Source organism: Actinocrispum wychmicini (assembly GCF_004345645.1).
GTDB classification, from domain to species: Bacteria; Actinomycetota; Actinomycetes; order Mycobacteriales; family Pseudonocardiaceae; genus Kibdelosporangium; species Kibdelosporangium wychmicini.
In genome coordinates, this window is sequence record NZ_SLWS01000006.1 from 686009 (window position 1) to 704745 (window position 18737).

The following is an 18737-nucleotide window of genomic DNA, read 5'->3' on the forward strand; positions in this document are numbered from 1 at the left end:
ACCGGGTGCTGAATCAGGTGGTTTTGCCAAACCCGATCGGAGGATGGGATGAGACGAATACTTGTGGCCATCGCCGGGGGTGTGCTGATCACCTCGTTCGCCGCGACGCCCGTCGTGGCGGCACCGCAACAGAGCCCGAAGTCCGTCTCCTACAACGAGAAACTCCGCTGCGACGAAGGCAGCCCGCTGTGCGCGGAACCGGTCGACTCGATCGGCCGGGACGGCTCCTACACCGGACACGACGAGCCGTCCACGGTATTCTATTCGAACAAAACGGGCGCCGGCACCAACGCGCAATATCAACTCACCATTCCCAAAGACCCCATCATTCCACCAAAACAGGACGGAACCGGCGGAACATTCAACTTCCAGAACCGGATCGCTTTCTGGTTCGGTATCGCACTGTGTGACAACCAGTCGGCACCCGAGTTCACGCACGCCCCTTGTGTCGCGGGCAGTGACCGGAACATCTCCGACAATCCCGACCCGACCAAGCCGGACTACGTCGGCCGGCACCCCGGCGGCGCGTTCATGGAGCTGCAGTTCTACCCGCCCGGCTGGGCGCCGTTCCAGAACGGGATCAGCTGCGACGCCCGGAAGTGGTGCGCGGCCATGGCGATCTTCAGCTTCAACCGGGACATGAACGCCGGCGTCGACAACAACGCCGCGTGTGTCGCCGCGGTCGGCCTCGAACCGGCGAACTTCGCGTTCATCACCAAGGACGGCAAGCCGCAGGCCCCGGCGGCGCCGCTGAGCCAGACCACCGCCAGCTTCACCCCGGACCCGGCCCACGACCTGTTCATGAACGCCGGCGACCGGATCGCGATCTCCATCCACGACACCCCGGCCGGCCTGGTCACCGCCCTGAACGACCACTCCACCGGCCAGTCCGGGTTCATGACGGCGAGCGTCGCCAACGGCTTCGCGCAAGTCAACTTCCAGCCGACCGCGACAACCTGCTCGCAGAGCCCGTACGCGTTCCACCCGATGTACGCCACGTCCAGCGAACACACCCGCGTTCCCTGGGCCGCGCACTCCTACAACGTGTCCTTCTCCGACGAGATCGGTCACTTCGAGTACTGCGCCAACATCGCCAACGGCACGTGCACCAGCGACCCCACCGACCCCGGCTCACCGGACGCGGACGACGTGGGCTGCCACACCCCGGCCGAGTCGCTGCGGATCAAGATCGGCGGCTGCACCGGCTCGGACGCCGACTTCGACGGCCCGTCCTACCTGGCCGACTGGCCGGGCTCGAACCCCAACCCGTTCCTGGACCGGCTGCTGCACCCGCGTTCGGTCGAGTTCACCAGCCCGACCTTCAACGGCGGCCGGAACTACGACAGGGTCGCCTTCGAGGCGGACATGCCGCGCATCGAAGCCGCGGACTTCGGCGGCAAGTGCGACCGGACGACCGGCACGAACTGCGTGAACCCACCCCCGGGCGCGGCCTTCTACCCGCTGTTCAGCATCCGTGACAACAACGACCTCCAGGGTGGCGGGAACGACGGCTGCGTCTGGCAGCTCGGCGGCACCCACATCCCCGGCACCACCAACACCTTCGGCGGCACGACCACCGCGGAGTTCGGCCCACTGCTGTTCCTCGACTACCCGGCAGCGGGCTTCAAACCGAACCACATCACCAACGACTTCCGCCGCGTGATCCCGAACCCCTGCCGCCGCTAGCCCCCGGAGGTAGGTAGGTCTTCAAGACCCCCATCCACAGGGTTGGCGGGTCTTGAAGACCTCACAACCCGGCTGGGTCAGGACTCGTTGAGGATCTTCTTCACCGCTGCCCTGGCCTTGCGGTCCATGTCCGCGATCGCGGCACGGCGCTCGGCCTTGGCCTCGTAGTCGGCGAGCCGGTCCCGCACCACGCGGGCCGGCGAGCCGACCGCGATCGCGTAGTCCGGGATGTCGCCGCGGACCACTGAGTGGGCGCCGAGCACGCAGCCGCGGCCGATGCGGGTGCCGCGCAGCACGGACACCTTGGTGCCGATCCACGTGTCCGGTCCGATCCGGACCGGTGCCTTCACGATGCCCTGGTCCTTGATGGGCACGTGGATGTCCTCGGTGACGTGGTCGAAGTCGCAGATGTACACCCAGTCGGCGACCAGCGAGGCGTCGCCGAACTCGATGTCCAGGTAGCAGTTCACCACGTTCATCCGGCCGAACACGGCCTTGTCGCCGATCCGCAGCGAGCCCTCGTGGCAGCGGATGGCGTTGCCGTCGCCGATGTGCACCCAGCGGCCGATCTCCAGCCGGCCGAAGCCGGGCCGGCAGTGGATCTCCACGTTCTTGCCGAGGAAGACCATGCCACGCAGGACGATGTGCGGGTGGGCCAGCCGGAACCTCAGCAGCCGCCAGTACCGGACCAGGTACCAGGGCGTGTACGCGCGGTTGCGCAGCACCCACCGCAGCGAGTCCACGGTCAGGAAGCGGGCCTGGTTGGGGTCCTTGCGGGCGCGCCACCAGCCGCGCGCCCGAGCCGCCACCGGCGAGCCCCACATCGAAGTCATGGACAGACCGTAAAGGATCGCGGCGGCCGGGATTTCGCGCGGCGACGTGTTCTTCCCAGCGGAGCCGCCAGACAGCCGCGTCTCTTTTTGTTGGCAGTCGGGTGAGAACAGTTGTGTTAGCCAGCGTTCACTTGGCAACCTGGGCAGGTGGACACAGGCCAGGACAGTTTTTGGGGGCGACTCGGCCCGGCCGAACGCAAGGCGATCGAGTCGCTCGCCACGCGTCGAGGCTACCGGCCGGGTGACTTTCTCTGCCACGAGGGCGACGAGACCAACCACGTGATCATCGTGCTGTCCGGCAGCGTTCGGGTGCTCAGCCACAGCATCGACGACCGGGCGGTGGTGATCGGCGTGCGCACGCCCGGGGACATCATCGGCGAGCAGGCGGCGCTGGACAACCGCCCGCGGTCGGCCACCCTGCAGGCAGTGGACGAGGTCGAAGTGATCACGTTGACCGGCAGCAGGTTCGCGAACCTGTGCCAGTCGCACGCGCGGCTGTCGTGGGCGTTGCTCGGGGTGTTCAGCGGGCGGCTGCGGGACATGGGGCGGCAGCGCACCGAGTACGGCGGCGGCAGCGCAAGCCGGCGGGTCTTCGCCCAGCTCGCGGAAATGGCGGTGCAGTCGCGGTCGGGTCACACCAACGGATCCGGGTCGGCCATCGAGATCCGGCACCGGTCGACCCAGCAGCAGCTCGCCGCCAACGCGGCCACTTCCCGCGAGTCCTACGCCCGCGCGCTGCGGGACTTGCGCGAGCGTGGCATCATCAGCACCGGCCGCGGCTGGATCCTCATCCACCGGCCTGACGAATTGCAGCGCCTCGCGCGCTAGATCGCCGCTTCTGTGTCACGTGACACAGACTCCGCGCGCCACCGAGAGTTTCATCATTCGTGACGAAACCCCAAGGAGGCGCCCCACATGGAACCTTTTGTCACCACACAGGATCCTCGTCGGTGGAATCGCGGCTTCTTCGCGGCTTGCATCGCCATCCCGTTCACGCTGATGCAGATCTGGGCGGTCACCGTCGTGCTCACCACGGCGAACATGGAAGGCGCCGCCGGGTTCGCGTTCCTGCTCGCGGTCGGGGGATCGGCCGTCGCCGTGCTGGACGGCTGGCGGTGGGCATGGCGGTTGGGACGCGACTCGGCGGATCAGGCGGCGATCACGGTCAGGTAGACGCACGGGACTGCCGGCCCGAGGGGGGCCGGCAGTCCCGCTACCCCCGGTCAGGAAGAACCTGCGCCGACGCTCGATCAGGCAAGCAGATCTTCGGCATTTTGTTGCGACTCACAACATAACGACAGGTTCGGGCGGGAGCTACCGCCGATCAGTTGGTTCGTTCCGCATCGCACAACAGCGCGGTCGGTGTGCTGCCGATCCGGGTGAGGACGACGGTGGCCGTCGCCGGACCGCGCAGCCTCAGTCTGGGCCTCAGTGTGTTGGGGTCCACGTCAAGGCCCCGGACCAGAATCTCCAGCTTGCCCACCCCGCGCCGGGCGAGCGCCTGCTTCAGGGCCTTTTCGGTGTAACGGCCGTGTTCGAGCACACGGAAGGCACGTATCCCCGGCGGTGGGGTGTCACCCGTCAGGTACGCGATCCGTGGATCGAGCTGGGCCAGGCCGTGTCTGGCCGCGTAGTGGCGGACCAGGCCGGCCCGTACGACCGCGCCGTCCGGATCTATCACCCACCCGGACGGCGCGGTCACCGGACAGTCGTCCGATTCGGCATCCGTGATCGTCCACCCGCCAGGAGTGGACGCCAGGACGCTGGCCCGCCGACGAACCCCGGGCGTGGCCAGCGTCCCGGTCCACAGGCACGCCTCCCGGACCTGCCCGGTCAGCGACACCAGCTCGATCTCGCCGGCCCACGGCACGTCCGCCGGGTCGATCCCGGGCGCGCACTTCACCGCCATGTCCCGGCCGGCGTAGACGTCCGCCAGCTCGTCCAGCGGCGGCATGAAGTCCCTGGGCTGCCAGCGCCGCCGGCCGCTGGCGTCCCGACGGGCCGGGTCCGCCAGAACCGCGGTGTTCCGGGTCACCGGCCGAAGCGCGTTCGCCCGGATGACGGGCAGCCCGGTGTTGTGCCGGGCCATGGCCACCCGGACCGAATCCAGGTCCGAGCCGACCGCGAGCCGGGCTGTGTACGACGTATACATCAGGTCGACGCCGACCGAGCACGTGACGTCGTGGACGTCCCGGCCGGCGAACCGGTCGGCCCGGTGCCGGGCCACCGCCGCCGGAGTCGCCTGTTGCAGACTGTCGTCGGTGAACAGCCACCGCTCCGGGTCGTCCACTTTGGACGCGGCTTTTCGGCGCAGCAGCACGGTTTCCAGCAACACAGGCGCGCGGTCACCGGCGAGGCGGCGAGCGGTGTCGACGTCGGCGAGGTAACTCGCGGACGTCAACGCCAACTCGTCGACGGCGGCCAACGCCTCGATCCCCGCCGGTGCGGTCAGGAAGGCGACGTCGGCCAGAGTGAAGCGATAGCTCAAGGTTTGGTGCCGGTGATCATCACGTTGTAGAACAGCTCGCGGGGCGCGACCTTGCGCAGCACGTTCTCGTCCACCCAGGACAGTCGCTGCCACGCCCGGTAGGCGAACATCCGCCAGCCCCAGGTCAGCTTCTCCTGGGGCACAGCGGCTTCGAACGTCCGGACCGGCCAGCCGAACAACGCGGCCGCCAACTCCTCGGTCTTCGCCGCCACCTCGGCGGCTCCGGCGTCGCGCGCCATCCGCTCCAGTTCGGTCGGGTCGAACGTGTGCAGGTCCACCACGGCCTCAAGAGCCGCCGCGCGCGACGACTCGTCCAATTCGGACTGTGGGCGACGCCACGACTGCAACGCCGGCAGTTTGGTGATGTTCGTGGTGAGCCACCAGACCGCGCGGCCGAGGCGGCGGGCGTAGTAGTCGCCGATCTTGGTCGGCTCACCGGCGAACACGAACCGGCCGCCGGGCTTGAGCACCCGCAGCACCTCACGGAACGCGGCCGGCAGGTCCGGGATGTGGTGCAGCACCGCGTGCCCGACGACCAGGTCGAAACTGTCGTCGTCGTACGGGATCCGCTCGGCGTCCGCGACCCGGCCGTCCACGTCCAGCCCGAGTCCCTCGGCGTTGCGCAGGGCCACCTCGACCATGCCGGGCGAGAGGTCCGTGACCGAGCCCTTCTTGATCACGCCGCCCTGCATCAGGTTCAGCAGGAAGAAACCCGTGCCACAGCCCAGTTCCATCGCGGTCTCGTACGGCCAGCCGGTCTCCCCGGCGATCGCCTTGAACCGGCCGGTGGCGTAGTCGATGCAGCGCTCGTCGTAGGAGATCGACCACTTCTCGTCGTACGTACCGGCTTCCCAGTCGTGGTACAGCACGTTGGCGAGCTTCGGGTCCTGCCAGGCCGCTTCGACCTCGTCGGCGGTCGCGTGCGGGTTCGGAGCCGGATCACTTGCCATTGAACACCGCTTTCCCAGGGCCGCTCTCGATGAAGGACGCCATCCCGGTGGCCCGGTCCTCGGTGGCGAACAGGCCGGCGAACAGCTGGGTCTCCAGCCGCAGCCCGGCCTTGAGGTCACCGTCCAGCCCGCCGTCGATCGCCGCCTTGGCGGCGGCCAGCGCGCGGGCGGCGCCGCCGGTGAACTGGCTCGCCCACTTGCGGGCGGCCTCGTACACGTCGTCCGGTGCGACGACCTCGTCCACCATGCCGATCGCCAACGCCTCTTCGGCGCCCACGAACCGTCCTGTGTAGACAACGTCCTTGGTGCGGCTCGGCCCGATCAGCCGGGTGAGGCGTTGCGTGCCGCCGGCGCCGGGGATGACACCGAGGAGGATCTCCGGCTGGCCGACCTTCACGTTGTCGCCGGCGATCCGCCGGTCGCAGCACAACGCCAGCTCGTAGCCGCCGCCGAGGGCGTACCCGGTGATCGCGGCGACCGTCGGCTTGGCCAGCTCGGCCACGACCGTCAGCGACCCGGACAGCTCGGGCGCGTAGTCGGCGATGTCCGCGTAGTCCATCTTCGCGAACTCCTTGATGTCCGCGCCGGCCGCGAACACCTTCGGCCCGCCGTAGACGATCACGGCCTTGACGTCGTCGCGTTCGCCCGCCTCCACCGCGGCCTCCCGCAGCTCGCGCTGCAACTGTCGGTTCAAGGCGTTCATCGGCGGCCGGTCCAGCCGGATGGTGCCGATCCCGTCCGCTACCTCAAGCCTGACGAACTCACCCACAGTTTGTCCTCCTCGTACCGGTCGGAACGGACGTTACTCTCCAGTAGCCCGACGGGCGAAGTAGCGGTCCCCGGACCGCTCCAACACCAGCTGCTGACCGAACGTCGCGGACAGGTTCTCGCTGGTCAGGACGTCCTCAAGGAGGCCCTGCGCGACCACTTCCCCGCCCTTGAGCAACATCAGGTGGGTGAACCCGGGCGGGATCTCCTCCACGTGGTGGGTGACCAGGACGGTGGCCGGCGCGTCCGGATCCATGGCCAGCTCGGTCAGCCGCGCCACCAGATCCTCCCGCCCACCGAGGTCCAACCCGGCCGCCGGCTCGTCCAGCAATAACAACTCGGGATCGGTCATCAACGCCCGCGCGATCAACACCCGCTTGCGCTCCCCCTCGGACAACGTCCCGAACAACCGGTCCGCGAACTGCCCCACCCCCAGCGCGGCAAGGAGTTCGTGGCCCCGGCCGGTGTCCAGCGACTCGTACTCCTCACGCCACCGGCCCATCACCGCATAGCCGGCACTGACCACAACGTCCAACACCTTCTCGTCCGGCGGCACCCGCGCCGCGGTCGCGGCCGAACAGAACCCGATCCTGGGCCGCAACTCGAACACATCGACCCGCCCCAGCGTCTCGCCAAGCAGCTGGACCGTCCCGTTCGACGGATGCAGCTCAGCGGCGGCCATCCGCAGCAAAGTGGTCTTCCCGGCGCCGTTCCCGCCGAGGATCACCCACCGCTCATCCAGCTCGACACCCCAGTTCACGCCGGTGAGCAGCTTGTTCCCGCCGCGGCGAACGCCGACGTCGGTCATGTGCACAACGAGGTCGTCGAAGTCAGTCGGCTCAGCCACGTGCCTCATTCTGTCGTCAGCCCCCGCGGCCACCCCCAACCGGGTGGTCGCTCTACGGAAGCAACGCCTGAACGTCGACCGTGAGTGCCACCGGAGCCGCCACCGAGAGGGTGTCGGCGGTCTCCACGACGAGCTTGTACACCTCGCCGACCAGCTCAAAGACACTGATCGTGACCGGGCGTTCGGGGTCCACGATCCAGTAGTTCTCGATACCTGCCCTGGCGTACTCGGTGAACTTGTGCATGCGATCGATCACCTGCGAGCCCGGTGACATGATCTCGATCGCCAACAGCACATCCTTCGCGGTGATGCGGGCTGGGTTGTCCTCTCCTGCCGCATCGGGAGCGATCAGAAGATCCGGCCTCCGAACAGTCGGCCGGCCTGACCCGAACAGAATGACCTCGTAGTCCTGCGTCAGGCACAGATCGCCGGGAAGCTGCGGGTCCAGTTGAAGAACCAGCCGTTTGGCGGCCTTCTGGTGATCCCATACCGGGCTAGGTGACACCTGCAACATCCCATCAACGAGCTCATGTCGCTCGTGGGTGTCCTCGGGGAGGGCATCCCACTCAGCGAGGGACAGCAGGTGATCACGCCCATACACCGCACTACTCATCTCGTGTGTACCTCCGGCTGGAACCTGACGCCCTTGATTGTCTCATGTCACTCGGCGCCCAGTCGGGCTCGCGAGTCTCGAATCGCATTACGCGAACAGCGCTTGAACATCCACGGTGAGTGGCACCTGCGCGGTGACCGACAGCGTGCCGGAGGTCTCGACGACGAGCTTGTACTCTCTGCCGACCAGCTCGAAGGCGCTGATCGTGGCCGGTTGTTCGAGGTCCACGATCCAGTAGTTCTCGATACCCGCCTCGGCGTACTCGGCGAGCTTGAGAACGCGGTCGATCCGCCGTGTGCCCGGCGCGGTGATCTCGATCGCCAGGACCACGTCCCGGGCAGCGAGGCGGACCGGCCTCTGCCTGAGCACGGCTTCCGGGATCACCGCGATGTCCGGGACCCGGACCGTCGCGGGGAAGTCTTCGAACACCACGATCTCCACCGCAGGCAGCGGAGTCAGCTCCGGCAAGAGCTGGTCATGCAGCTGAACGAGCAGTTCAGTCAGCACCCACTGATGGCCTGCAGGTGGATGCGGCGCGACCACCAACACGCCCTCGGCCAGTTCGAATCGACGGCTGTTGTCCTCGGGCAACGCCTCCCACTCGGCCAGGGTCAGCAGGTGATCGGGCCATGGCCCCTCGATACTCATCTCGTGTGTCTCCGGCTGGTCGGCAACTCTTCATCCAGCTATCGGCGCCAAGGGGCGCCAACTTAACAGCCGTGTTCCCGCCGCTACATCAGCCCTTAACGGCCACAGATTGTGGTCCGTTCGGTTGGGTTTGCGCATCGGGCCGGCCGGAGTGTCGGTGATCCTTGCGAAGATGGAGCGGTGCCTGCCTCACCTCGTGACTATCCGCTGATCCGCGCCGGTGGCCCGTTCCCGCTGGGCTCGTACCCCGAGTGGGGCGGCGTGCGGTTCGCGGTGGCGTCCGCCGTGGCCGACGCCGTCGAAGTCTGCCTGATCAGCGAGGACGGCACCGAGCGCCGGATCGAGCTGGCCGAGCACACGTTCGGCATCTGGCACGGGATCGTCCCGGGTGTCACGCCGGGCCAGCGGTACGGCTACCGGGTGCACGGGCCGTACGACCCGGCGCGCGGGGTGCGGTGCAACCCCGCGAAGCTGCTGGTCGACCCGTACGCGCGGCGGATCAGCGGGGACGTGACGAGCATCGCGGACACCCTCGACTACGTCGGCGACCTGATGGACGGCATTCCGTCGCGGGTGGACTCGTTGGGGAGCGTGCCGTTGTCGGTGGTGACGTCGCCGGGTGGCGCGGACACGGGCACGAAACCGGAAGTCCCGTTCGAGGAGACGGTGGTTTACGAGCTGCATGTGCGCGGCTTCACGAAGACGCATCCGGACGTGCCGGCCCGGCTGCGCGGCACGTACCTGGGGTTGGCGCATCCCGTGGTGGTCGAGCACCTGGTGCGGCTCGGGGTGACCGCGGTCGAGCTGCTGCCGATCCACACGATCAGCTCGGAGCCGGGGTTGCGCGACCGGGGTCGGCAGAACTACTGGGGCTATTCGACCCTCGGGTTCTTCGCGCCGCACGCCGGCTACGCCAGCGAGCCCGGCCGGGAGATCGAGGAGTTCCGCACGATGGTGGCGGCGCTGCACGCGGTCGGCATCGAGGTCATCCTGGACGTCGTCTACAACCACACCTGCGAGGGCGGCGCGGGCGGGCCGACGCTGTCGTTCCGCGGCCTGGACGCGCCGGCGTACTACGTGCTCGGTCCGAACGGGTACGACAACGACCTGACCGGCTGCGGCAACACGCTGAACGGCGGTTCGCCGACCGTGGTCCGGATGGTCACGGACTCGCTCCGGTACTTCGCCGGCGAGCTGGGGGTCGACGGGTTCCGGTTCGACCTGACGTCCGCGCTCGGCCGGCCGAACGGCGGTTCGTTCGACCCCAACTCCGCGCTGCTGACAGCCATCGTGTCCGACCCGGTGCTGGCGCGGTGCAAGCTGATCGCCGAGCCGTGGGACGCGACCGGCGAGGGCTACCGCGTCGGCGGCTTTGGTCCACAATGGACGGAATGGAACGGCCGCTACCGGGACACGGTCCGGGACTTCTGGCGGGGCGCGGTCGGCGTCCGGGACCTGGCGTACCGGCTGTCGGGGTCGTCGGACCTGTTCGCGATGAACCGGCGGCGGCCGTGGGCGTCGGTCAACTTCGTGACCGCGCACGACGGGTTCACGTTACGGGACCTGGTGTCGTACAACGACAAGCACAACAACGCCAACGGCGAGGAAGGCCGCGACGGCACGGACGACAACCGGTCGTGGAACTGCGGCGCCGAGGGCGAGACGGACGACAAGGAGATCCTCGACCTGCGGGCCCGGCAGGCGCGCAACCTGGTCGCCACCCTCCTGCTGTCCACCGGGACGCCGATGCTGGTCGCAGGCGACGAGCGGTGGCGCACCCAGGGCGGCAACAACAACGCGTACTGCGTCGACGACGAGACATCATGGCTGGACTGGGCGCAGGACGAGAACGCGTCGGACATGACCACCTTCGTGCGGCACGTGATCAGCTTGCGCACCAGGGCGCCCGCGTTGCGCCAGCCGCACTTCTTCGACGGCCGCCCGACCCGTTCGGGCGAACCCGACCTGGTGTGGTTCCGGCCGGACGGGTGCCCGATGTCCGACGAGAACTGGTTCGACGACAGCGCGCGGTCGCTCGGCATGTGGATCGACGGCTCGGAGTCGCTGTCCCGTACCCGCGACGGCGAACTGGTGTCCGACGACTCATGGCTGATGCTGCTGCACGCCGGTGCGGACCCGGCCGAGTTCACCCTGCCCGCGGAACGCTACGGCGACGACTACGAGCCGGTGCTGGACAGCAACTCCCCGGACGGCAAACCCACCGAGCCGGAGCCGCTCGAGCCCGGCGAGACCGTGCTGATGCCGGCCAGGTCACTACTGCTCCTGCGGGCTCGCCGCTGACCGGTTCCAGCAAGTGAGAGCGACTTTTCGCGGTCGCATGGCCATGTCACCATAAGGTGGTGACCCGGTCGCCGCTTCTCTGGCAGGACCGCACCCTTGACCAGGCGAAGGTCAAGTTGTGCGGGTGTATCGCCACGCGGCACGGGTAACCACACCTCTCCTGTGCCGCGTGTCCGGTCATCGACACCCGCACATCACCCAGGAGAGACCTGAAGATGACTGCGCCCGTCTCCGACGTCGAACTGCACCCGGCGATCACCGACCCGCTGCTGCCCGACCTGCTGTTCCCGTCCCGCCTGCTGTGGTCGCCGCGCGAACTGCGCGACCTGACGTCCACAGTGGCGTCCGAGTTGACCACGTCACTGCTCGGGGTGTTGGACTACACCTCACCGCAACGCTGGTGGGCCCGGCTGGCGTTGACCGAGGGCGTCGAACTGTGGCTGCTGTCCTGGCTGCCCGGCCAACGCACCGAACCACACGACCACGGCGGCGCCTCCGGTTCGTTCACCGTGCTCACCGGGACACTCGCCGAGTTCTACCGCTACCCCGGCGGTCCGATCCGCAGCCAGTCCCACTCGGTCGGCTCGGCCGTCGGCTTCGGCGCCGGCCGCGCCCACCAGGTGCTGAACCTGTCGAAGGGCAACGCGGCCAGCGTGCACGCCTACTCACCGCCCCTTGTGCCCACCCGCGAATATGGCAGCCTGGCGGAGATCCCGGCCGAGATCCCGCCACTGCCGGCCCACCGGTCCCTGGCGGACCTGCGAAAGGAACCCGTGGAGCCGTGAGCGCCATCGACACCGTACTGGCCGAAGCCCGAGCCGACCTTGACCGCGTCTCCCCCTCAGCCGACCTGCTGGACTCGCCGGACACCCTGATCGTCGACATCCGCCCGGCCCACAACCGCGAAGCCGACGGCGAGATCCCCGGCTCGGTCGTGATCGAGCGGATAGTCCTGGAGTGGCGCCTCGACCCAGCGGGCGACCACCGGATCCCCGGCTTCGACGAGAACACCCGTGTGGTCGTGATGTGCAACGAGGGCTACTCCTCCAGCCTGGCCGCCCGCGACCTGCGCGCCCTCGGCCTGCACCGGGCCACCGACCTGATCGGCGGCTTCCGCGGCTGGCGATCCGCCGGCCTCCCCACCCGCCCCGGCGCCTCAACACCGGTGACATAGCGCTCAATACCGCCCGCATGATGACCCAGAGTCGCCATTGGCTACGCTCGGCGCATGCGTGTGGGAGTCTACGTAGATGGCTACAACTTGTACTACGGAGGGCGAAAGCAGTGCGGTCGAGGCACAGCGGGCTGGCGATGGCTGGACTTGCGGGCATTGGCGACCGCGCTTGTAGCGGAGCAAGGGCACATCTGGCCAGGCGCCCAGGTCGACCGGGTCGTGTACTGCACGGCAAGGATCAACTCGACCTTCAACGCCGGCGGAGCTCTTGATCAGAACGTATATCTGGACGCACTGTGCGCGGCGAACAGTGTGGACCACATCGAGTTCGGCAACTACATCAGCAAGGTGATCGCCCGCCCGCTGGCGATTGCGAACCGGAGGAACAGGCCGGTGCTGACCACCCCGGCATGGCCGATAATCGTGCAACAGCAGGACGTGCCGATACCGGATGCGACATTCATCGCCTCTGTCGCCACATGGGAAGAAAAGGGCTCCGACGTCAACGTCGCTTCACATCTGCTTGTTGATGTAGTGTCTGGCGCAGTGGACGCAGCCCTGGTCATCAGCAATGACAGTGACCTGAAGATGCCAGTGCGTGAAGTCCGTGAACGAGTCCCCCTTGGCGTCGTCAATCCCGGCGGCGGCTACACGGCACGAGCCTTGTCGGGAGATTCCACCGATGGCGTCGGGCGCCACTGGTGGCGAGCGCTGCGCGCGGCTGACTTCCGCGCGCGCCAATTGCCTGATCCAGTCGAGAAGTACAGGAAGCCGTTCGACTGGTGAACGCGGCTGGGAAGTTGCGCGGACAGCCAGGTCCTGCCGTACTCGTGGGCCGGGTCTCGGCTCGCCCGTGTTCCGAGTTGCGGCGGCGGCCACCGGTCGACTAGAGTTCTTCTCACCCCCCCGGTCCACATGTGGGCCGGGTTTTTTCATGCCCATCCACGACTGCCGGGGCCGCGGTGATCACCGAGGGTCTTCGTTGGCTACGCTCTGGCAGTGCGTGACGGTGGGAGTCCTGAGCAGCTCATGCTGTTCGCCGACCTTCGGCGGGAGTGGACGGCCGGGGTGCGGGGCGGGATGCCGGCGTTGAGTCCGGCCGCGGAGGAGTTGTTCCACGAGTTGGGGCGGCTCGGGCAGGGGCTGGAGCGGGGTGAGCTTTCGCCGCCGCAGGCGAGTTTATGGGCCGTGTTGCTGCGTTATTAGGTTTTCCTGGGTTTCGACGGTGGGCATCATCTGGTCATGTGGATTCGGACCGCGCGTGGGGTGCGGCTGGCCGGTGAGCTTCACGGTGACGGGGATTCGGTCATTGTCATGGCGCACGGGTTCTGTTCGGACCGGCGTTCGCGGGGGCGTTTCGATCGGTTGGCCAAGGACTTCACGGGGCTGGGGTTCTCGGTTCTCACCTTCGACTTCAGTGGGTGTGGGGAAAGCGAACCGGATGTCGTCACGGTCGCGAACGAAGTCGAGGACCTGCGGGCCGTGATCGGCCATGTCAGGGCTCGGGGGTTTCGGCGGGTCGCGTTGCACGGGCACAGTTTGGGTGGGTCTGTTTGCCTTGCCGCTTATGACAAGGACATTCGGACCATGGTCCTGTCCGGGGCCGCCACAGGCCCGATGCGTTACACCTGGAGTGAGTATTACTCGGCGGAGCAACTGCGGGAGTTGGACGAAACCGGGTTCATGCGGGACGGCAAGCACCTGCTGAGCCGACAGACGTTAGAGGACTTCGAGGAACGGGACCAGGAACGGCTGCTGGGACCGGTTGAGTGCCCGTTGCTGCTCATTCACGGGGACGGCGACGAGGAGGAGCGGGAACTGCTCGACCGGTCGCGGCAGGCGACGCTGCCCGAAGGGTCACGGCTGGCGGTCGTCGCCGGTGCCGGCCACAGTTTCACCGGGTACATGGATGAGCTGAGCGCGCTGGCTTGTGCCTGGTACCAACGACATTTGCGGTGAGGTTGCGGGGGCGGCGGATCCTGCAGCCATGTGGATTCGTACGCCGAGGGGGCCAGGGTTGGCCGCTGAGCTGCGGAAGGCACGCGGCGAAGCGATCGTTGTCATGGCGCACGGGTTCTGCGACAACCGGCACTCGTTCGGGCGGTTCGACCAACTCGCCGACGGGTTCGCCGCGGCCGGGTACGACGTGCTCACGTTCGACTTCAGCGGATGCGGGCAGAGCGACCCGGATGTCATCACGGTCGCCAACGAGGTCGAAGACCTCACCGCCATCCTCGGTCACGTCCGGGAACTCGGCTACCGCCGGATCGGCCTGTACGGGCACAGTCTCGGCGGGACGATCAGCCTGAAGGCCTACGACGGCACCCCGGAGACGATCGTCCTCACCGGCACCCCGACCGACGCCATCAACTACGACTGGCGGGCGTACTACGGCGAGCGCCGCTACCAGCGACTGCAGGACGAGGGCGTGCTGCGGATCGGGCCGTGGACGCTGACCCACCAGTCACTGCGGGACTTCGAGGAGTTCGACCAGCACGCGCTCCTCAGCCAGGTGAAATGTCCGGTTCTGCTGGTGCACGGCGGTGACTGGGAGGAACGGTCACTGGCCCGGATTTCCCAAAAGGGCATGCCGTTGCTGCCCGCCGGATCACGCATGGAGATCCTCGAAGACGCAGCTCACAGCTTCAAGGACGACATTCCGCGGCTGCTGGCGACGGCCGTCAACTGGTACGCCGAACACATGCCGCTGCCCTGATGGACACCCCGGCGGACATGGGGCATCCGGCAACAGATACGTAACGTCTCTATCTCGTGCGGACTGTTTCACCGGCCCTCTGGTCGACCACTGCGGTGACCGTCACCGTGGTGGCCGTGGAGCGAGCCGACGTCCTGTCCGCCCTGATCGGACTCGTCGCCACCCTGGTCGTCCTGAAGGTCGGTGTGGTTGTCGGCGCGCTGGCGCTGAGGGTGCCGGTGCACAAGATCGTGGTCGGTATCGGACCGCGCCTGTTCGAGTTACGCAAGCTCGTGGTCCGGGTGCTGCCCGTGACACTCAACATCGAGGTCCTGCCGACACGGCCGCGGTACGTGGGCGCGGCGATCACGTCCGCCCTGTTCGGCTTGGCGGCGGTCGCCGTGATGGCCACGAGCAGCCAGGCCATGGCCGTCGGCGGCGCCGCGGCACTGGTGCAGGCACTCGTACGGTTCCCCCGGCCCAGGGCCGCGCAGCCTGGCGCGCTGGCCGTGTTCGACCTGGTCCAGGCCGGGAAGTTGGATGAGGCGGAACGGCTCGTCGGCCGCCTGAACGGCGAGAACCCGAGGCTCAGGACCTTGCGGGCGGCTCGCGTGCTCGTCCTGGAGGCTCGCGGCCGGTACAGCGAGGCCCTCACCCTCGCCATCGGAATGTCCGACGACGAAGACGACGCCGCGACGACCATGGCCGCGGTCGCCGGCCTCACCGGCGCCGCCGTCGAAGCCGGACAGCTGGAGGCGTCGCAGGGCCTGCCGGTCGCGGCCCGCGCCCTCAACGAAGCCATCGAACTCGGCAAACCCAGCCACATGATGGACGGTGTCCGGGCGTTGCTCGCACTGCTCGCCGGCGACCCGCAACTGGCCGTCCGGCTGGCCAGGTTGGCGTGCCAGAACAACGACGACTCGTTAGGACGCGCCGACGACCTGGCCACGCTCGCCCGCGCGTACATGGCGGCCGGGGACAACTCGGCGGCCCGCCGTGCGTTGGCGCAGGCGGAGCGACTCGTGCCGTGGTGGCCACGCGTCGCCCTCACCCGTCGCCGGCTCGACCTCGCCTAGTTGGCCAGAATCACCCGGCCCAGCTCAGCCGTGGACGCCAGCAGGTCGTGCTTGGGCAGTACCCGGACGGTGTAGCCGAGCGCGCCCGCGTGCGGCAACGCCAGCGAAGCCACATACGTGCCGTCGGTGTCAGGGGACATCGTCACCGTGACGACGTCCAGCAGGTCGTCGGTGTCGCCGACCCGGCCAACCACTGCCTGCACCTCGACGTCCGACGGTTGCAGACCGGCCAGCTCCACCGATGCCCTGGCCTGGACCTGCTCGCCGATCACCGGGGTCTTGCCGACCGGCAGCGTCAGCTCGCTGTCGGACACCCGCACGTGGTACCACGCGGCCTCCAGCCGGTTGCGGTACGCCGCGAGGTCCTTGGCCTGTTGGAAACCGTCCACCGAGGCCCGCGCGGCGGACGTCGCGGCCGGCGCGTAGTGCGACTCGACGTACTCACGGACCATCCGGGTGGCCTGCACCTTCGGACCCAGCGACGCCAGGGTGTGCCGGACCAGCTCCATCCAGCGGGTCGGGACGCCGTCGTCGCCGCGGTCGTAGTACGTCGGCGCGACCTGGGAGGCGATCAGGTCGTACAGCGCCGAGGCCTCCAGGTCGTCGCGGCGCACCGGGTCGTTCACGCCGTCGGCGGTCGGGATCGCCCAGCCGTTGCGGCCGTCGTACATCTCGTCCCACCAACCGTCCCGGATGGACAGGTTGAGGCCGCCGTTGAGCGCGGCCTTCATGCCGGACGTGCCGCAGGCCTCCAGCGGGCGCATCGGGTTGTTCAGCCAGACGTCACAGCCCCAGTAGAGGTACCGGGCCATGGACATGTCGTAGTCCGGCAGGAACACGATCCGCCCGCGCACCTCGGGGTCGTCGGCGAACCGGACGATCTGCTGGATCAGCGCCTTGCCGCCGTCGTCGGCCGGGTGCGATTTGCCGGCCACGACCAGCTGCACCGGCCGGTCCGGGTCGAGCAGCAGGGCCCTGAGGCGGTCCGGGTCGCGCAGCATCAACGTGAGCCGCTTGTACGTGGGCACCCGCCGGGCGAACCCGATCGTCAGCACGTCCGGGTCGAACACCGAGTCGGTCCACGACAGCTCCAAAGCGGACGCGCCACGCTGCAACCACGCGTCCCGCACCCGCCGCCGGACCTCACGGACCAGCCGGTCCCGCAGGCCGCAGCGCAGTTCCCAGAGCAGCGAGTCGGTCACCGGCTGGAAGCCGATCAGGCCGGCCTCGCTGTCCACTTCGGACTCGCCGAGCAGCTTGGAGATCTCCCGGGCCGCCCACGTCGGGCCGTGCACGCCGTTGGTGACCGACCGGATCGGCACCTCGTGGCTGTCGAACCCGGGCCACAGGCCGCCGAACATGGACCGGCTGACCTCGCCGTGCAGTTTGGACACGCCGTTGGCGCGTTGGGCCAGCCGCAGGCCCATGTGGGCCATGTTGAACATGCCGGCGTTCTGCTCGGCGCCCAGCGCGAGCACCCGCTGCACCTCCAGGCCGGGCAGCAGGGCGCCGGAGCCGAAGTAGTGGTGGACCAGGTCCACCGGGAAGCGGTCGATGCCGGCGGGCACGGGTGTGTGCGTGGTGAACACGGTCCCGGCGCGGACCGCGGACAGCGACTGGTCGAAGTCCAGGCCCTCGGCCGCCATCAGTTCACGCACCCGCTCCAGGCCCAGGAACCCGGCGTGGCCCTCGTTGGTGTGGAACACCTCGGGCTGCGGGTGGCCGGTCAGCTCGCAGTACGTCCGTACCGCGCGGACGCCGCCGATGCCGGCCAGGATCTCCTGGCGGATGCGGTGGTCCTGGTCGCCGCCGTACAGCCGGTCGGTGACGCTGCGCAGGTCCTCGTCGTTCTCGTCCACGTCCGAGTCGAGCAGCAGCAGCGGCACCCGGCCGACGTTGGCCTTCCAGATCCGGGCCCGCAGGATCCGGCCGCCCGGCATGGCCACGTGCACCAGCAGCGGCGCACCGGACGGCTCGGTCAACGGCTCCAACGGCAGGCCGCGCGGGTCGATCACCGGGTAGTGCTCGACCTGCCAGCCCTCGGCCGACAGCGACTGCCGGAAGTAGCCCGACCGGTACAGCAGGCCCACCCCGATCAGCGGAACCCCCAGGTCGGACGCTGCTTTCAGGTGGTCCCCGGCGAGTACGCCGAGGCCGCCGGAGTAGTTCGGCAGGGCCTCGGTGACCCCGAACTCCATCGAGAAGTACGCGATCGACTTCGGCAGCCGCGGCGCGGCCGGGTCACCGGCGGCGCGGTTGGCCAGCTCATCGGCCCGCCGCTGGTACCAGCGGTCGGTGGTGAGGTAGCGCTTGAGGTCGTCCGAGATGGCCCGGACCCTGGTCATGAAGTCCTCGTCGGCCGCGAGCAGGCGCAGTCGCTCCGCCGGGGCCTGCTCGAGCATGCGCAGCGGGTCCCCGCCCAGGTCCTCCCACGCCTGCGGGTCCACCATGGCGAACAGGTCCTGGGTCGGCGGATGCCAGGTCCAGCGCAGGTTGTTGGCCAGCGTGCCCAGGTCGGCGAGTGACTCCGGCAGGCCGGCGCGAACGGCGAATCGACGTACGGCTTTCACCCGAGGCACCTTACTTACCGGGATACGGAAGCTTCGAGCCCCCGGCCGACACTGGAAATTCATTGTCCCGATGCCCAGGTTGACGGAT

General features: G+C 68.4%; 19 protein-coding genes. 11 read left to right on the forward strand and 8 right to left on the reverse strand.

Going from position 1 to position 18737, the window contains the following annotated elements:
* Positions 1-48 precede the first annotated feature (48 nt).
* Complete coding sequence (locus EV192_RS29610) at positions 49-1686, forward strand: hypothetical protein (protein WP_132121129.1); 1638 nt, start codon at positions 49-51, stop codon at positions 1684-1686.
* A 77-nt stretch (positions 1687-1763) separates the two neighbouring features.
* On the opposite strand, the gene EV192_RS29615 is transcribed toward EV192_RS29610, so the two are convergent.
* A complete protein-coding gene (locus tag EV192_RS29615) occupies positions 1764-2519 on the reverse strand; it encodes an acyltransferase (RefSeq protein ID WP_132121131.1) in 756 nt (251 codons plus the stop codon).
* A 147-nt stretch (positions 2520-2666) separates the two neighbouring features.
* Here EV192_RS29615 and EV192_RS29620 point away from each other — a divergent pair, with 147 nt between their 5' ends.
* Together EV192_RS29620 and EV192_RS29625 are read left to right on the forward strand one after the other, a co-directional pair.
* Positions 2667-3347: a Crp/Fnr family transcriptional regulator gene (locus tag EV192_RS29620; RefSeq protein WP_132121133.1), complete on the forward strand. Its 681-nt coding sequence runs from the start codon at positions 2667-2669 to the stop codon at positions 3345-3347.
* A gap of 87 nt (positions 3348-3434) precedes the next feature.
* Positions 3435-3692, forward strand: coding sequence for a hypothetical protein (locus tag EV192_RS29625; protein WP_132121135.1), 258 nt, complete (start codon positions 3435-3437; stop codon positions 3690-3692).
* A 151-nt stretch (positions 3693-3843) separates the two neighbouring features.
* Here the strand turns inward: EV192_RS29625 and EV192_RS29630 are convergent, their stop codons facing one another.
* The 6 genes from EV192_RS29630 to EV192_RS29655 all read right to left on the reverse strand — a co-directional run bounded on the left by EV192_RS29630 (position 3844) and on the right by EV192_RS29655 (position 8833).
* On the reverse strand, positions 3844-5007 hold the full coding sequence (locus tag EV192_RS29630) for a THUMP-like domain-containing protein (RefSeq protein WP_132121137.1): 1164 nt from the start codon (positions 5005-5007) through the stop codon (positions 3844-3846).
* The gene (locus EV192_RS29635; RefSeq protein WP_132121139.1) at positions 5004-5957 is read right to left on the reverse strand and encodes a class I SAM-dependent methyltransferase; all 954 of its coding nucleotides are present in this window, start codon (positions 5955-5957) and stop codon (positions 5004-5006) included. The genes EV192_RS29630 and EV192_RS29635 overlap by 4 nt, the downstream gene beginning before the upstream one ends.
* On the reverse strand, positions 5947-6726 hold the full coding sequence (locus EV192_RS29640; protein ID WP_132121141.1) for an enoyl-CoA hydratase/isomerase family protein: 780 nt from the start codon (positions 6724-6726) through the stop codon (positions 5947-5949). The genes EV192_RS29635 and EV192_RS29640 overlap by 11 nt, the downstream gene beginning before the upstream one ends.
* A 33-nt stretch (positions 6727-6759) precedes the next feature.
* Positions 6760-7581, reverse strand: coding sequence for an ABC transporter ATP-binding protein (locus EV192_RS29645; RefSeq protein WP_132121143.1), 822 nt, complete (start codon positions 7579-7581; stop codon positions 6760-6762).
* Between the two features lie 43 nt (positions 7582-7624).
* Positions 7625-8185 carry a Uma2 family endonuclease gene (locus tag EV192_RS29650; RefSeq protein WP_132121145.1) on the reverse strand — a complete coding sequence of 187 codons (561 nt, stop codon included), beginning with the start codon at positions 8183-8185 and terminating at the stop codon, positions 7625-7627.
* Between the two features lie 87 nt (positions 8186-8272).
* Positions 8273-8833 carry a Uma2 family endonuclease gene (locus EV192_RS29655; RefSeq protein ID WP_132121147.1) on the reverse strand — a complete coding sequence of 187 codons (561 nt, stop codon included), beginning with the start codon at positions 8831-8833 and terminating at the stop codon, positions 8273-8275.
* A 180-nt stretch (positions 8834-9013) separates the two neighbouring features.
* Here EV192_RS29655 and glgX point away from each other — a divergent pair, with 180 nt between their 5' ends.
* The 8 genes from glgX to EV192_RS29695 all read left to right on the forward strand — a co-directional run bounded on the left by glgX (position 9014) and on the right by EV192_RS29695 (position 16079).
* Positions 9014-11134, forward strand: coding sequence for a glycogen debranching protein GlgX (glgX, locus tag EV192_RS29660; RefSeq protein WP_132121149.1), 2121 nt, complete (start codon positions 9014-9016; stop codon positions 11132-11134).
* A gap of 215 nt (positions 11135-11349) precedes the next feature.
* Positions 11350-11919: a cysteine dioxygenase gene (locus tag EV192_RS29665; protein ID WP_132121150.1), complete on the forward strand. Its 570-nt coding sequence runs from the start codon at positions 11350-11352 to the stop codon at positions 11917-11919.
* On the forward strand, positions 11916-12308 hold the full coding sequence (locus tag EV192_RS29670) for a rhodanese-like domain-containing protein (protein WP_132121152.1): 393 nt from the start codon (positions 11916-11918) through the stop codon (positions 12306-12308). Before EV192_RS29665 ends, EV192_RS29670 begins: the two co-directional genes overlap by 4 nt.
* Before the next feature lie 54 nt (positions 12309-12362).
* Positions 12363-13094, forward strand: coding sequence for an NYN domain-containing protein (locus EV192_RS29675; protein WP_132121154.1), 732 nt, complete (start codon positions 12363-12365; stop codon positions 13092-13094).
* A 213-nt stretch (positions 13095-13307) separates the two neighbouring features.
* On the forward strand, positions 13308-13514 hold the full coding sequence (locus EV192_RS29680; RefSeq protein ID WP_132121156.1) for a hypothetical protein: 207 nt from the start codon (positions 13308-13310) through the stop codon (positions 13512-13514).
* Positions 13515-13550: 36 nt separating this feature from the next.
* Positions 13551-14267: an alpha/beta hydrolase family protein gene (locus tag EV192_RS29685; RefSeq protein ID WP_132121158.1), complete on the forward strand. Its 717-nt coding sequence runs from the start codon at positions 13551-13553 to the stop codon at positions 14265-14267.
* A 28-nt stretch (positions 14268-14295) separates the two neighbouring features.
* A complete protein-coding gene (locus tag EV192_RS29690) occupies positions 14296-15024 on the forward strand; it encodes an alpha/beta hydrolase family protein (RefSeq protein ID WP_132121160.1) in 729 nt (242 codons plus the stop codon).
* Positions 15025-15080: 56 nt separating this feature from the next.
* The gene (locus tag EV192_RS29695) at positions 15081-16079 is read left to right on the forward strand and encodes a tetratricopeptide repeat protein (RefSeq protein ID WP_132121162.1); all 999 of its coding nucleotides are present in this window, start codon (positions 15081-15083) and stop codon (positions 16077-16079) included.
* Here the strand turns inward: EV192_RS29695 and glgP are convergent.
* Positions 16076-18649, reverse strand: coding sequence for an alpha-glucan family phosphorylase (glgP, locus tag EV192_RS29700; protein ID WP_132121164.1), 2574 nt, complete (start codon positions 18647-18649; stop codon positions 16076-16078). The genes EV192_RS29695 and glgP overlap by 4 nt on opposite strands.
* Positions 18650-18737: the final 88 nt, after the last annotated feature.